This window comes from Pseudomonas sp. S2_C11 (assembly GCF_054668395.1).
The window spans coordinates 1,726,417-1,740,671 of the sequence record NZ_CP162765.1 but is presented as its reverse complement, the minus strand read 5'-3'; the positions used below and the strand labels follow the sequence as shown (position 1 = coordinate 1,740,671).

Annotated in this window: 15 protein-coding genes; 6 read left to right on the top strand and 9 right to left on the bottom strand. The window is 59.9% G+C overall.

What is annotated here, in order from left to right; all coding sequences use genetic code 11:
- The first annotated feature begins 72 nt into the window (after positions 1-72).
- Complete coding sequence (locus AB4N48_RS08020) at positions 73-1,197, top strand: DmpA family aminopeptidase (protein WP_041477033.1); 1,125 nt, start codon at positions 73-75, stop codon at positions 1,195-1,197.
- Positions 1,198-1,414: 217 nt separating this feature from the next.
- Here AB4N48_RS08020 and AB4N48_RS08015 read toward each other — a convergent pair whose 3' ends face one another.
- Entirely contained in the window at positions 1,415-2,047 is a 633-nt protein-coding gene (locus AB4N48_RS08015; RefSeq protein ID WP_130899260.1) for a TetR/AcrR family transcriptional regulator, read from the bottom strand.
- 158 nt (positions 2,048-2,205) lie between these two features.
- On the opposite strand from AB4N48_RS08015, the gene AB4N48_RS08010 reads away from it, so the two are divergent.
- A complete protein-coding gene (locus AB4N48_RS08010; RefSeq protein WP_460061906.1) occupies positions 2,206-2,646 on the top strand; it encodes a hotdog fold domain-containing protein in 441 nt (146 codons plus the stop codon).
- 62 nt (positions 2,647-2,708) lie between these two features.
- On the opposite strand, the gene AB4N48_RS08005 is transcribed toward AB4N48_RS08010, so the two are convergent.
- The 4 genes from AB4N48_RS08005 to AB4N48_RS07990 form a co-directional block, all read right to left on the bottom strand.
- The gene (locus tag AB4N48_RS08005; RefSeq protein ID WP_110600861.1) at positions 2,709-3,395 is read right to left on the bottom strand and encodes a GNAT family N-acetyltransferase; all 687 of its coding nucleotides are present in this window, start codon (positions 3,393-3,395) and stop codon (positions 2,709-2,711) included.
- 87 nt (positions 3,396-3,482) lie between these two features.
- Positions 3,483-4,040, bottom strand: coding sequence for a YceI family protein (locus tag AB4N48_RS08000; RefSeq protein ID WP_460095110.1), 558 nt, complete (start codon positions 4,038-4,040; stop codon positions 3,483-3,485).
- 61 nt (positions 4,041-4,101) lie between these two features.
- Positions 4,102-5,127 (bottom strand): acyltransferase family protein, encoded by a 1,026-nt coding sequence (locus tag AB4N48_RS07995; RefSeq protein WP_460095109.1) that lies wholly within the window; start codon positions 5,125-5,127, stop codon positions 4,102-4,104.
- A gap of 88 nt (positions 5,128-5,215) precedes the next feature.
- Entirely contained in the window at positions 5,216-6,574 is a 1,359-nt protein-coding gene (locus AB4N48_RS07990) for an MATE family efflux transporter (protein ID WP_460095108.1), read from the bottom strand.
- Between the two features lie 198 nt (positions 6,575-6,772).
- Here AB4N48_RS07990 and AB4N48_RS07985 point away from each other — a divergent pair, with 198 nt between their 5' ends.
- A complete protein-coding gene (locus AB4N48_RS07985; RefSeq protein WP_460095107.1) occupies positions 6,773-7,342 on the top strand; it encodes a chorismate mutase in 570 nt (189 codons plus the stop codon).
- A 124-nt stretch (positions 7,343-7,466) separates the two neighbouring features.
- The gene (locus AB4N48_RS07980; protein WP_460095106.1) at positions 7,467-7,946 is read left to right on the top strand and encodes a phage infection protein; all 480 of its coding nucleotides are present in this window, start codon (positions 7,467-7,469) and stop codon (positions 7,944-7,946) included.
- 74 nt (positions 7,947-8,020) lie between these two features.
- Here the strand turns inward: AB4N48_RS07980 and AB4N48_RS07975 are convergent, their stop codons facing one another.
- On the bottom strand, positions 8,021-8,356 hold the full coding sequence (locus tag AB4N48_RS07975) for a hypothetical protein (RefSeq protein ID WP_095182042.1): 336 nt from the start codon (positions 8,354-8,356) through the stop codon (positions 8,021-8,023).
- A 177-nt stretch (positions 8,357-8,533) separates the two neighbouring features.
- On the opposite strand from AB4N48_RS07975, the gene AB4N48_RS07970 reads away from it, so the two are divergent.
- Positions 8,534-10,189: a sensor domain-containing diguanylate cyclase gene (locus AB4N48_RS07970; RefSeq protein ID WP_460095104.1), complete on the top strand. Its 1,656-nt coding sequence runs from the start codon at positions 8,534-8,536 to the stop codon at positions 10,187-10,189.
- 506 nt (positions 10,190-10,695) lie between these two features.
- Here AB4N48_RS07970 and AB4N48_RS07965 read toward each other — a convergent pair.
- A complete protein-coding gene (locus AB4N48_RS07965) occupies positions 10,696-11,073 on the bottom strand; it encodes a c-type cytochrome (RefSeq protein ID WP_460061924.1) in 378 nt (125 codons plus the stop codon).
- Positions 11,074-11,113: 40 nt separating this feature from the next.
- The gene (locus AB4N48_RS07960; RefSeq protein WP_460095102.1) at positions 11,114-12,445 is read right to left on the bottom strand and encodes an aminotransferase-like domain-containing protein; all 1,332 of its coding nucleotides are present in this window, start codon (positions 12,443-12,445) and stop codon (positions 11,114-11,116) included.
- An 89-nt stretch (positions 12,446-12,534) separates the two neighbouring features.
- Between AB4N48_RS07960 and AB4N48_RS07955 the strand changes: the two genes are divergently transcribed.
- On the top strand, positions 12,535-13,428 hold the full coding sequence (locus AB4N48_RS07955) for a DMT family transporter (protein WP_457262734.1): 894 nt from the start codon (positions 12,535-12,537) through the stop codon (positions 13,426-13,428).
- A gap of 3 nt (positions 13,429-13,431) precedes the next feature.
- Here AB4N48_RS07955 and AB4N48_RS07950 read toward each other — a convergent pair whose 3' ends face one another.
- Positions 13,432-14,247: a cupin domain-containing protein gene (locus AB4N48_RS07950; RefSeq protein WP_457262732.1), complete on the bottom strand. Its 816-nt coding sequence runs from the start codon at positions 14,245-14,247 to the stop codon at positions 13,432-13,434.
- Between the last annotated feature and the right edge of the window lie 8 nt (positions 14,248-14,255).

Here is a 14,255-nt window from a genome sequence, read left to right as displayed (position 1 = left end):
CCCGCGCAAGAAATCTGCCTGCCTCATCCGAGCGGTAAGCCGCCCGACCTTTTGAATCAAGAGACTGAATCTATGAATCCGCGTGCCCGTGATCTCGACATCCTCATTGGCCAGATGCAACCCGGCCCGCTCAATGCCATCACCGATGTGCCGGGCGTGCGCGTCGGTCACAGCAATGTACGTGGTCGCAGCAGCAGCGGCCGTGACATCTGCACCGGCGTCACGCTGATCGAGCCGCGCCTCGGCTCGACCAGCCAGCAACCGTGCTTTGCCGGCGTGCATGTACTCAATGGCAACGGTGATGCGACCGGCCTGGAATGGATTCGCGAGGCCGGTCTGCTGACCAGTCCGATTGCCTTTACCAACACCCACAGCCTCGGTGTGGTGCGGGATGCGCTGATTGTGCTGGACCGTGAGCAACAGCCGGATGACGGGCGGCTTTACTGGAATATGCCGGTGGTGCTGGAAACCTTCGATGGACTGCTCAATGACATCAACGGCTTTCACGTCAAGCCCGAGCATGTCGCCGAGGCACTGAACGGCGCCGTGGATGGGCCGGTAGTCGAAGGTGCGGTGGGTGGTGGCAGCGGCATGATCTGCCATGAATTCAAGGGCGGTATCGGCACCGCATCGCGCCGTTTGAGTGCTGCCCAGGGAGGCTGGACCGTTGGCGCGATCGTGCAGGCCAACCACGGCATTCGCAGTGAACTACGCGTCGATGGCTACCCGGTCGGACGCTATATGGAACAGAAGGATTCACCGTTCCTGCGGGCAGCGCTGCCGCACCCGGGCATGGGCTCGATCGTCGTTTGCCTGGCGACTGATGCGCCGCTGCTGCCCCATCAATGCACGCGCCTGGCACAGCGTGCCAGCCTGGGCCTGGCGCGTACCGGCGGAGGTAACGAAGACCACAGCGGCGACATCTTCATTGCCTTCGCCACCGGCAATGATCACGTCCCGCCCGCCGCTTACGAGGCTAAACGCGCAGCCACCTGCGACGGCTTGCGCATGGTCAACAACGACCACATCAGCGAGCTGTTTCTGGCCGCGACCGAAGCCGTTGAAGAAGCGATCATCAATGCCCTGCTCGCCAGCGACAGCAGCGAGGGCAACGGTCATTCGGTGCCGGGCCTGGATGCGCAGACGCTTCTGGCGGCGCTGAAAAAATCCGGTTGGCCGGGATCGCGTCCGGCATGAACCGGCATTGTGCAGGGACGACTGGCGGTACTTGAGTCGTCCATTGCACGCTCCCAGGATGAAGCTACGCGGTGCCTGGATTGATCCGGCGCTGCGTAGGCGTGGGTGTACTGACTCCCAATCAAGCCCAAGTTCTGCTTCACACGCCTCTTGAGCCTCACTGGCTCTACTTCCTCCCCATCAAAGAGCTTGGAGGCTCTTTTTTTGTCTGCGTATTTCAGTTCTCGGCGAGACCTTCGGCGCGAATCGACCGCCATGCCGCCTGCGCAAGCACTTCGCGATAAGCCATCGGACTGCCCTTAACTCGCCCTGCCAGCCAGGCCCGGCAGTAACTGTCCGCCTGGCCGATGATCAGCGATGGCAGCAACTCCGCAGGCAAATCCTTAAGCTCAGCGGCGCGACCCGATTCGGCCAACCACTGGCCCAAGCGCAGGTTGCGCGTCTTGTTGCGCTCGGCCAGCTCTTCCTTGAACGGGCCTTTGGTCACTGCGAATCGTGCGTGGTACTGAAAACGCGCCCACTGCGGCTGCTGCTCGACCCAGTCGACATAGCTGAAGACCAGCGCCTGCACTCCTTCCTCCGTGGTATTGGCCGCGTCCAGATACGCATCACGCAGACGCGCCTGATCCTCCAGCGCGGTGAAAAACAGCGCCGCGACCAGCCCTTCCTTGTTGCCGAAATGGTGGTAGATCGCGCCAACGCTGGTGTCGCACTCGGCACGGATCATTTCGATGGTGGTGGCCTCGATCCCCTGTTCATTGAACAGGCTCAGGGCCTTGCGAAAGATATCGCGTTTGAGTTCGGCGCGGCGGCCGGGGTAGCTGCGTTCCAGTAGATCGGCGGTGTCCATGCTGCTCGGGTCCAAAAACGGAGGTTGATAAAGGCGTCACGTGCCCGTGAACAAATCGCGCCTAGGTTGACAGATTTGCCGTGAACAGAATACCGTTCCGTTACAGAACATTATTCTGTAACGGAACATAATTCTGCAAACCACCCAGTGAGGCTTCCATGAGTCAATCTCTCAGCATGTTCAACAGCGTCGGCGCGGATGCATTCAGCAAAATGGCCTGTCAGTTCGCCCCGTACTTCAGCACCATCAATCCGCTGATCAGCGAATTGCGCCCGAACGCCGCCACCGTACAAGTGCCGTTTCGCAAGGAAATTACCAATCACCTTGGCACGGTGCATGCGATCGCCCTGTGCAACGCGGCGGAACTGGCCGGCGGAATGATGACCGACGTCTCGATCCTGCCCGGCGCGCGCTGGATTCCAAAGGGCATGACCGTGGAATACCTGGCCAAGGCGAAAACCGACGTCACCGCCGTGGCCAGCGCCGAAGGTGTGGATTGGCAAAGCGATGGCGACAAGGTGGTCAACGTCGACATTCACGATGCCGAGGGTAAAAAAGTCTTCACCGCGCGCATCACCATGAACGTCAAGATCGGTTGAGATTGCAGGCACAAAAAAGCCCTCGTTGCGCAATGCGCAGCAAGGGCTTTTTACTGGCCGGGTCAGTGCAGAGTCAGGCGCTGACGGACAAATTCTTCTACGTGGCGGCTGGTCTGATCCAGATGGCGATCGCGTTGTTTCTCCGCATCGAGCATCGCGCGCTTGCCGTTTTTCTGCAGCAAGTAAGTATGAATCTGCTGCACTTCCAGCGAGCGGTAGATCGGCGTGGTGTCGATGAACCCGCGCAAGCCGTTGCTGCGGTAATGCCGCGTGCTCATCAGCACCTGAGTCTCGCGCTGGCCGATCACTTCAAAACCCAGCGCCTCAAAATACGGCACCTTGCCAATGCTGCAGGCCAGTTCCGCATGCGGATAGCGCCCGACCATGTCCGCGAGCATCGCCCGCGCCACACCTTGGCGCCGATGGCCTTCACGCACCGCCATGTACGCGACGCTGCACGCCTCCCAATCGCCCTGCACCGGCAGACAGATGAGAAATCCGATGACTTGCTCTGGATCCTCATCGTCAGTGGCCACCAGCAATTCCACCTCGGTGCCCTTCTGGCCGTTCAACGCCTCGAGGTACAGATGCACCTCATAACCCACCGCGTACTGATAAACGTTGTACAGCAGATTGCTCGGGCCGAGGCCGACAGCACTGATGTCGGTCAGGTAATCGACGACCATTTGCAGGATCTGGCTGTTGACGCTTTCCGGGCATGGGGAGGTGTAGTGGGTGATGCGTGGCATGGGCAAACTCCGGCGATAAAAAACGTTGCCGATGATCAGAGCCGTCGACGAACCGCGACATCATACCGCGCCGAATCTATCGAACCGTCACTGTTGTGGCGCCACCACCCTGAATTTGATGTAGATGTCCTTCGACACCACGCTGTCCGCCCACTCCCCTGCGCCGAGGCCGAACTCCTCACGGTTGAGCACCAGCTCGCCGTCGAAAATGCCAATGGCGTTGTCCGGTTTCAGCTCCACCGGCACCTCGACAGCGCGAGTGACGCCCTTGAGCGTGAGCTGACCGGCGACCTGGTAACGATGCTCGGCCACCTGGGTGAAGCGGCGGGACTCGAATACCGCGAGCGGGAATTTTTCAGTATCGAACCAGGCGGGTTTCACCAGCTCGGTATTGGCGTCTTCGCTGCCGGCGTCAATGCTACTCAGGTCGATATGCAAGGTGGTGCGGGCGTTGGCAAGGTTTTCGGTATCTAAATCCAGAGCCGCCTCGAACTTGCCGAAGGTGCCGTACATTCGCGAGCCCATCTGGTTGTAGGTGAAACTGATCTGGCTGGCGCTGGTGTTGACCCGGTTATATTCAGCGGCCTGCGCACCGGCCATGACAAAGGATGTAAACGCGGCAACCAGCAGCAATCGCGACGTCATGAAATTCTCCGGGCGGCGTGTGTCGTCGGGGCCTTGGTTGACTTAAGCAAACAGCCGAGCGTTATGCCAGTTCACGCTCTCCCACAAGGGATACAATTTTCTCGGCGCTACCCGGTTGAACCGGCCTTTCCTTCGCCCTGCCGCGCAGGTGGTGACGCAACTTCAGCGCCGGTCGCTCGACGCAGTAATACGTCAGGCCACTGCAGAAAAATGACAACGCCAGCACCGCTCCGACAACGTAGGCGTCATACGCGACGGGCCAAAAACCCCGCAGTAGATACATCACCACAAAGTGGTTAAGAAACACGCCATAACTGATATTGCCCAGGAACTCGTCCATCCGGTGGAACTTGAGTTTGGTCAACAGGTAGACCAAGGGAATGCCCACGGCGATACCCAGAGTGACTTCGGCATTGAACGGACGACGCTCAATCCATCCGACCATGATCGCTACAAACAGCAGTCCCGCCGCAACGGCTGTGCCGGTGACAACGACCATTGCTCTGATATTGCGTTGGTATAGATAACAGCCGCACAGGAAGATGAACAACACACCCGGCAACAGACGATATCCATAGACATCGGTATTGATGAAGCCCAGGCAGGCCAGCAGAAAAACCCCGACCGAGACAGCAAAGGCGACACCCTGCGCCTTGCAAATCAGCAGAAATGGAATCAGCAGGTAGAAACTCATTTCCAGCCCCAGCGACCAGCCCGGTGGCAGGATCTCGGTCCCGCCGACGCCGAACATGTAATAGCCAAGCGGTAGCATGAGCAAACTGGTGGACAGGGTCTTCCATGTCAGCTCAGCCGCTTGGGGCGTACCGGGCAACAGAAAATGAATAACCAGACACGAGGCGACGAAGTAGACCAGAAATTGCGGATACAACCTCAGAGCCCTGTCGATATAGAACAGACCGATCTTCCTCGGCTCACGGTAGTTTCGCTCGATGAGCGAAGCCATGACGAATCCACTGATGATCAGGAACGAGATGACGGCGATCACACCAGGATTCAGTCCGGCGAACTTTTTGCCCATATGAGATACAGCGACCAACACCGCCAACAGCAGTCGAAAAGCTCCCACTTGAACCCTCGTCATTCCCTTATTGTTGTGGGCGCATACGCTACGATGCTTTCGTCTCGGGGGACAGAGAAATGTTTGTCCGCCGTGCCTAAATCAACCGCTCGATCTTCTGGTGTTTCCAGACCAGTTTGTAATAGAGCGTCTGCAGTATCAGCATCCCCAGATAGGCAACCGGAAAAGCCATCCACACACCCTGCAAACCGAACTGCCCATCGAGCCAGTACGCCGCCGGCAACTGCACACCGACCACGCAGACAATCGAAATGACCACCGGCACCAGGACGGTGCCGCTGGCGCGCATGATCCCGCCGATGATGGCCTGGAAGCCGAACACCAACAGGCTCCAGAGCATGATGTGCAGCAGATGCTCGGCCATCGCCCGGGTCGAGTCCTCGGTCAGGAACAGGCCCAGCAACCAGTGCGATAGCAGATAACCCAGCACAATCAGGCCACCGGTCAGGCACACATTGATCAACAGCCCGGTGCGCAGGATCGGCGCCATGCGTTGCAGATGCCCGGCGCCGATTGCCTGGGCACCGAGAATCGATGCGGTGATCGCAATCGACAGCGCCGGAAACTGCACATAGTTGACGATCTGCGTTACTGCGCCATACGCCGCCGTCGCTTGCGAGCCGTGCTGGTTGACCAGTGCCAGGATCACCAGCTCCGATAACGACAGCACGATCATCTGTACGCCGGTGGGCAGGCCGATGCGCAGGACCTTGCCGAGAATGACCCGATCCAGTCGCAATGCGGCAAAGAACTCTCGATCCGGCGCCAGCGGATGGCCCTTGCGGATCAGCCGCCAGGCCAGCCACGCCATTGCTGAGAGATTCCCCGCCAGCCCGGCATACGCCGCGCTCTGAATGCCCAATGGCGGCAAACCCAGCCAGCCGCGAATCAACGCCGGCGTCAGCGCCAGCCCCACGGCGGTGGAGACGATCAGCGCGAGTAGTGGCGACAGCGTATCGCTGACACCACGCAGCAATTGGGTGAACAGCACGAATACCAGTAGCGATGGCAGAATCCACAACATGACGTGGGCATAGTCCACCGCGTCGTCGAGCACATCCGCCGGCGTGCCCAACCCCGTCAGTGCCTGTCGCGCAAACACCGTGCCCAGCACCGCCGCGACCAAACCGATCAACACACCCAGTAGCAACGTCGCTCCGGCAATCGCCTTGACCATGTGCGTTTCGCGCGCGCCCCACGCCTGACCGATCAACACGCCCGCGCCAGCTCCAAGGCCGATGACCAGGGCGATGAAAAAGAACACGACGGGAAACATGCCGGATACCGCCGCCAGCGCCTGTGTGCCGAGCATCTGGCCGATATAGATGCTGTTGACCGTCCCGGACATCGATTGCAGGAAGTTCGACAGCACCATCGGCGCGAGAAACAGCAGATAGGTTTGCCAGAGCGGCTTGGCGAAGGTGGCGCTTTGCATTGAATGGAGGTCCATCTCGACGGCGGCAGGCCTGATTGACGATAGCTTCGGTGAGTTGCGTGCAGCGTGCAATCAACATTTCCCATCGGCGTTGATTGCCTGTTTTGCATTTGTGTAAATGCCAGGCATCGCTTTGTGTCAGTGTGCGGCTGTGGTAAATCAGCGATTCTCTCGACACTGACTATTGAGGCTCGGTTCATGCGTAACGTTGCAAATTTTCTGCTTGGCTCCCTCCTCGCTCTGTCGGCCGCCTACGCTCAGGCGGCCGCACCCGCAGCGGCGCCTGCTTCATTGAAACCGCTACTGGCCACTTTGAATGAACGCCTGAGCATCGGCGATCTGGTTGCGTTGACCAAGTGGGACAGCGGCAAGCCGATCCAGGACAGCCCGCGAGAGGCGCAGGTCATCGCCAATGCCCGAACTCTGGCCACCGAACACAAACTCGATCCGGACGACGTCGCGCAGCTGATCGCCGCACAGATGGAAGCGAACAAACTGGTGCAATACGGTCTGCTCGCGCAATGGCAAGCGGCAGGTGCTGCACCGGACACACCGCGTCCGGATCTGGGCAAACAGATCCGCCCGCGCCTGGATGAACTGCAAAAGCGCTTGTTGCAGCAGTACGCCGCCTTCGCGCCCTATCGCAAGGATCCGAATTGCCCGGCATGGCTGGCCAATGTCCGCAACGGTCTGGCCGCCGATGCGCTGCATGACATGGCGCTGATTCGTGCCAGCGGCGAGTTGTGCATTCGGGCAAAAGCCCTCTGAATCGCCGCTTATGGCAAACATCATCGGCGTCGATGTTCACCATCACGTCAATGAAGTTCTCATAAAAACTGCGCGGCGTAACATCGGCTCCAGACAAACAAACAACTTTCTGGAGCACACGATCATGAAACGCCAAACCCTTCTCGGCATCGCTTTCTCGGTTTTCGCAGTTAACGCTTTTGCAGTAACGCCTGCTCACACCCTGGTCGCTGAAGGCGGCTCGGACAAGCTGATCGAAAGCCGTCTGGCTGAAGGTGGTTCAGATCGTCTGCTCGAACGCCGTGTTGCTGAAGGCGGTTCGGATCGTCTCATCGAACGCCGTGTTGCCGAGGGTGGCTCCGATCGCTTGATCGATCGCCGCGTTGCTGAAGGAGGCTCTGATCGTCTGCTCGAACGCCGTGTTGCTGAAGGTGGCTCTGATCGCTTGATCGAACGCCGCGTTGCTGAAGGTGGTTCCGATCGTCTGATCGAACGCCGCGTTGCCGAGGGTGGCTCTGATCGTCTGATCGAACGCCGTGTTGCCGAGGGTGGTTCTGATCGTCTGATCGAACGCCGTGTTGCCGAAGGTGGTTCTGATCGTCTGATCGAACGCCGTGTCGCCTGAATCATCTGCATGACCGCAACACCCATGAAAAAGCCCGGCCTGATCAGCCGGGCTTTTTTGCATTCAGCCGTCGCTTATTGCGCGGTTTTCAGCTTGACCACGTCACCGGAGATGGTGGTGGTGTAGCCGGTCAGAACCCAGGCCCAGAACCAGTTTTCCTGAACCTGCGTGTTGATCATTGCATCGCCGCCCTTGGCTTGGATGGCCGCGTTTTGCGCGCGCACAAATCGGCTGTTCTGGCGGATAGGGATGATGCCAAACAGCAGCAGGCCGGTGGCCGATGCTTCGCTGTGGCCAACCACGGTGTATTGGTTGCTGTCGTAATGGGCGGTTTTCATCGGGGCGCCGGTGCAACCTGCCAGAACCACACCGAACAGTGTGGCGGCGACTACTTTGCTGAGGTATTTCACGGTAAAACTCCATGGGAAAACGCCCGGGATCCGTCTCTCGGGCGGCGCGCATTCTAACCAAAATGATGGCTCATTGGCATCAATCTTCTTTGTATTTACATGAACCCGTTCGCTGGCCGCCCATCGGCGATGTCGCATACCATGGCGCCACTTCAATAAAGACAGACACCCGCCTCCATGTTCAAAGCCAGTCTGCGTAGCCATCTCACCCTGTGGTTCGGCGGTTTGTCCCTGCTGACGTTATTGAGCGTCGGCTTTTATGTCGGTCATATCGCCACCGAACAAATGAAGCAGGCCAGCGGCAACGCCTTGCTGAACACCGCGCGTGCAGCGGCGACGCTGTTGGGCGAACAGCTGCGCGAACGGCAACTGGAGGTCTACCTGCTCAGTCGCGCACCGCATCTGGAGCGCGGAGATCTGGACAACCCAGCCATCCTCAAGTCGATGCAGTTGCGCACCCAGGCGCGCGCCGAATATGCGTGGATGGGCGTCACCGACGCCGAGGGCAACGTTCGCCAAGCGGTCAATGATCTGCTGGTCGGTCAATCGGTGCAGAAACGCCCGTGGTTCCAGATCGGCTTGCGCCGGCAATACACCGGCGATCCCCACGAAGCGGTGTTGCTGGCGAAGTTGTTGCCGGGCCTGGCCAATGGCGAGCCGCTGCGCTTCATCGATTTCGCCGCGCCGATCCACAATGCCGAAGGACAGGTGATTGGCGTGCTGGGCGCACATGCACACTGGAGTTGGGTAACGCGCATCGTCGAGTCGGCAGCGTTTTCCCACAAGAACTCGGCGCCGGATATCCAGGCGCTGATTGTCGATCACGACGGCAAGGTGCTCTACCCCGAAGCGCTGATGGGCCAACAGCTGGCGACCAACGATCCGGTATTGTCGGGCTGGACGGCGGCCAACGGTTACCTGACCAGCATGGTCACCGTGCCGACGCCATCGGGCACGGCGCTATCATGGTCGATCGCCATTCGCCAGCCATTGGAGACTGCGCTGCAACCGGCGCGGATGCTGCAATACGAATTGCTGATCCTCGGCGTTTTCGCCGCCATCGTTTTCGGTCTGGTGGCTTATTACCTGGCGCTGTACCTGAGCCGCCCTATCGAACAACTGGCACGCTCGGCCAAACAAGTGCAAAACAACCAGGCCGGGGCACAGTTCCAGCTGCAGCATCCGGTGCTGGAAATCGCCCAGCTCGGCCAGTCCATCGACGCAATGACGCAGTCACTGCTCGGCAAGGAACGCGAGCTGCAAGAAGCCAACGCCTCGCTGGAAGCCACCGTGGCACAACGCACCGCCGCACTCACCGAGGCCAACGCCGAACTGCTGAGCCTGGCCACACATGACGGCTTGACCGGCGTTTACAACCGTCGCCGTTTTGACGAAAAAATCACTGAATACTCGCTGCTGTCCCGACGCACCGGACGCCCGTTTGCCCTGCTGCTGATCGATGCCGACCACTTCAAACGCATCAATGACAGCCACGGCCACGCGGTCGGTGATGAGGTCCTGCAACAACTGGCGACCTTGATCCAGAACAGCGTGCGCAGCACCGATTTCGTCGCCCGCTACGGCGGCGAAGAGTTCGCCGTACTGCTGCCGGAAGTCGCGCAACCCGACACCCCGGAAGTCGTTGCCGAAAAAATTCGCATGGCAGTCGCCGAAGCGCAGTTTCCCGGCGTCGGCAACGTCACGGTGAGTATTGGCCTTGGCCTGGCAGATCCGGCAGACAACAACCACACGGCCCTGATCAAACGCGCCGATCAGCAGCTGTATCAGGCGAAAGCTGCGGGGCGCAATCAGGTGGCGTTCCATGCTCACTGACACCGGCGTATATCAACCAGAGACAGGCTGCCATCGCTGGCAAGCCAGCTCCCACAGGGATGGGGTAAAACCGGAAATATGGGTCGGCTGGAGAACCGCTTTCGCGAGCAGGCTCGCTCCCACAAAAAAGCAAAGCAGCGCAGCTGCCCGCGGCGAAGCCGCCCCACTCCACAATGAGCGCAAGCTCGAGTACCGCTTTTGATCTTGATCCACCGGCGACGTCGGAAGGCTGAGCGGAGGGATTGATCCGGGCGTGGGAGCGCAGCGACCGTCTGGCGCAGCCAGACACAGCGGAAGGAGGTGCAGCGAAGCAAACCGTAGCCGCTGCGCCCGGATCGATCCCGCAGCGAAGGGACCCGAGCCTGCGAGGGCCGAACGCAGGAGCAAGCCTTTTGGGTTACCTTTTTGGCGTTTGAAAAAGGTGACCCGCCGTAAGGGCGGAACCCTAAGCAGCCGTTACCGCAGCAATGGATATGTACTCAATCAGCCAGGAAACCATCGCCCGACTAGGGCTCAGCACTGAACCTCTGCAGATAAGCCAACAAATTATTCAACTTCTCCTCATCACTCAGCCCCCAGAAAATCATTCGCGTCCCCGGCACCACCCCTTTCGGATCCTTCAGATACGCTTTCAACGTCGCCCGATCCCAAGTAATCCCCGAGTTTTTCATCGCAGCGGAATAAACATAATTGGCCGAAGCCCCCGCAGCCCGGCCAACGATGCCGTTCAACTGCGGACCAAACCCCGAACGCGCCGACTCGCCAACCTGATGGCAACCGCCGCACAGACGCGGAAAGATTTTCGCCCCGGCTTCAGGATCGCCCTCAGCCTGAGCGCAGGTGCTGAAGATCAAGGCGAGAAGCAGTGCTGTGGTGAATTTCATTAAACAGTCCAAACCTGGCTTTGCATGGCGTGAACGCAGTTTACAGATAAGCGCCGACAATCGTTCTGACAGTGATCAACGCCTGACGCAACACCTTCATGTCCACCGAACCCAACGCCAGACGAATCGCATGGGGCGTATTGGCCGACAGCGAAAACGGCTCTGCACTGGTGACCGAAATCTGCTGCTGCATCAACTCGACCACGATCTGATCGGCACGCACATCTTCGGGCAACGGCAACCACAGAAAATACGAGGCCGGATGAGCAATGTAGCGCAGCCCTTTCAGCACCTCGGCCGCCAACGTCTGCCGGGCCATGGCATCACTACGCTTCTGCTTCTCAAGCACGGTGACGGTGCCGTCGTCGAGCCAACCGCACGCAATGGCGGTCATCACCCCGGGCGTGTTCCACGTTGTCGCGCGAATGATTCGTTCCAGTGCGGGCACTTGAGGCAGCGGCGCCGCGATGAAGCCGACCCGCAATCCGGTGGCGATGTTTTTCGACAGGCCCGATACGTAAAACGTCCGTTCCGGTGCCAGATCGATCAAGGTTCGCGGCGGATTTTCCACCAGAAACGCGTAGGCCGCATCTTCGATAAGTGTCAGATCATAGCGCCGGGCAATCGCCACCAATTGCTCGCGCTGTTCCAGTGGCATGACCCAGCCCAGCGGATTGTGCAGCGTCGGCATGCTGTACACGGCGCGCACCGCACGCTGGCGGCAGAGCCTGTCCAGTGCCGGCAAATCCGGGCCGAGCTCTGTCATCGGGATCGCCAGCACTTCCAGATGCAACGCGTCGGCCAGCACCTTGAACCCGGAATAGGTCAGCGCATCGGCGGCGATCACATCACCGGGTTTGAGCAGGGCCATCAGCATCACCGCCAAACCTTGCTGAGCGCCATTGACGATCAGCACTTGGTCGGCTTCAACGGTCACGCCGCGTGTCGACAAATGTCGCGCCACCGAGGCGCGTTCGTGGGCACGTCCGGCGTGGGGTTGATAACGCAGCAACGCTTCGAGATCGCCGGACAACGCCAGTTGCCGCAACGCCGTGCGCAACAGCTCAGCCTGACCGGGCAACGACGGATAGTTGAAATTCAGGTCGATCATGCCGACCGCTACGTCTTTCTGATCGATGCCCTGCCCCGGCGCCAGCGACGTTTCCCGCACAAAAGTGCCGCGCCCGGCTTCGCCACTGACCAGGCCCATCGCCTCAAGCTCGGCATAAACCCGTGAAGCGGTAACCAGCGCCAGTCCTTCCTGCGCCGCCAGTTGCCGATGCGTAGGCAATCGCGTGCCCGGCGGCAGTCGTCCGCCACGAATATCCGCCGCGTAACGGTCAACCAAGGTCTTGTAACGGGATCGGGGCATGCCGGCTGTATCCATGACAATTTTTTGATTGTGCTGATTCTCAGCCCTAGGATCTCCGCAATACAACCCACTATTTGAGCGCGACCGACATGCACACAACATCGACTGCGGCCAACCCAGCGCTGGAAAAAACCAGCGGCTGGATCAACGGTTTTATCGGCGTGCTGATTTTCAGCGGTTCGCTGCCGGCCACACGTTTGGCGGTGCTGGAATTCGATCCGGTGTTTCTGACCGTGGTGCGAGCAGCGATTGCCGGCGCACTGGCCGTCGGACTTCTGCTGTTGTTCAAGCAACCGCGACCGTCGCGCCATCAGTGGCTGTCGCTGGTGATTGTTGCGCTGGGCGTGGTGTTGGGTTTTCCGCTGTTGACCGCGCTGGCATTGCAGCACGTAACGTCAGCGCATTCGATCGTGTTTGTAGGATTGCTGCCGCTGGCCACGGCAATGTTTGGTGTCTTGCGTGGCGGTGAGCGGCCACGGCCGGTGTTCTGGATCTTTTCGGTGCTGGGCAGCGCATTGGTGGTGGGCTTCGCTCTGTCCCAAGGCCTTAGCGCGTCGCCGACCGGGGACTTGCTGATGCTCGCGGCGATTCTTGCCTGCGGCCTCGGTTACGCCGAAGGCGCGAAACTGTCACGCAGCCTCGGCGGCTGGCAGGTGATCTGCTGGGCGCTGGTAATGTCGTTACCGCTGATGGCAGTGCTGAGCCTGTGGCTGGCGCCCGCCTCGTTCGGCAACATCAGCTTGCCTGCGCGGATGTGTCTGGGCTACGTGTCGCTGTTCAGCATGCTGATCGGCTTCGTGTTCTGGTATCGCGGCTTGGCCCAAGGGGGGATTGCGGCGGTCGGGCAGTTGCAGTTGCTGCAGCCGTTTTTTGGTCTGGCACTGGCGGCGACGTTGCTGCATGAGCAGGTCAGCGTCGGCATGCTCGGCGTAACGCTTGGGGTGATTCTTTGCGTGGCCGGAGCGAAGAAATTCGCCAGGTAATGTTCAGTGTCCGGCTTTCCATTGCCGAGGACTGAGACCGGTCTTGCGCCGAAACGCCCGGGCCAGCGCCGACGGACTTTCGTAACCGACCTCTTCGGCAATCAACGCAATCGGCCGGCCTTCGCGCAGGCGTTTCTGCGCAAGACTGACGCGCCAGCTCAGCAGATAATCGGCCGGCGTCTGCCCGACCACGCGGCGAAACTGCTCGGCGAAACCGGCGCGGGACTGGTTCGCCGCCGCCGCGAGATCGGCCACACTCCAAGGCTTGTGCGGCTGCTCATGGATCAGGTTCAAAGCGCGAGACAAGCGCGGGTCAGCCAGCCCGGCCATCATGCCCGGTTGCTGATCTCGACTGCCGATGAGATGGCGCAGCAACAGAATCACCAGCAATTCGAACAGGCGATCCATCACCGCCACGCGCCCGCAATGCCCTTCAAAGGCTTCATTGAACAGCCAGTCAAGGGTGCTGCGCAGTTCCGGGATGTCGGTGAGTTTCAATACCAGATAGTCCGGTAACGCGGCGGCCAGGACATTGCCCGAGCCACCGTCGAAGGTCAGCGAGGCACAGACAATCTGACTGGCCATGGCTTCGTCGGCAAACATTCGATGGGTAAACGGCCGGGGAAAGAAAATCAGTGACGGTTCGTCCAGACGGATCTCCCGCTCGTTGCCCGGTTTGAGCAGCAACGCCCCGGCTTGCAGAACATGCACGTGCCCGACCGGCTCGCCTTCGTGAACGCTCACGCCGCAAAACGCGCCGCTATGGAAGGTGCCGGCGTTCACGCCGAAATGACTGAGTAATGTGGAAAGGCGATCCATGGCTGACT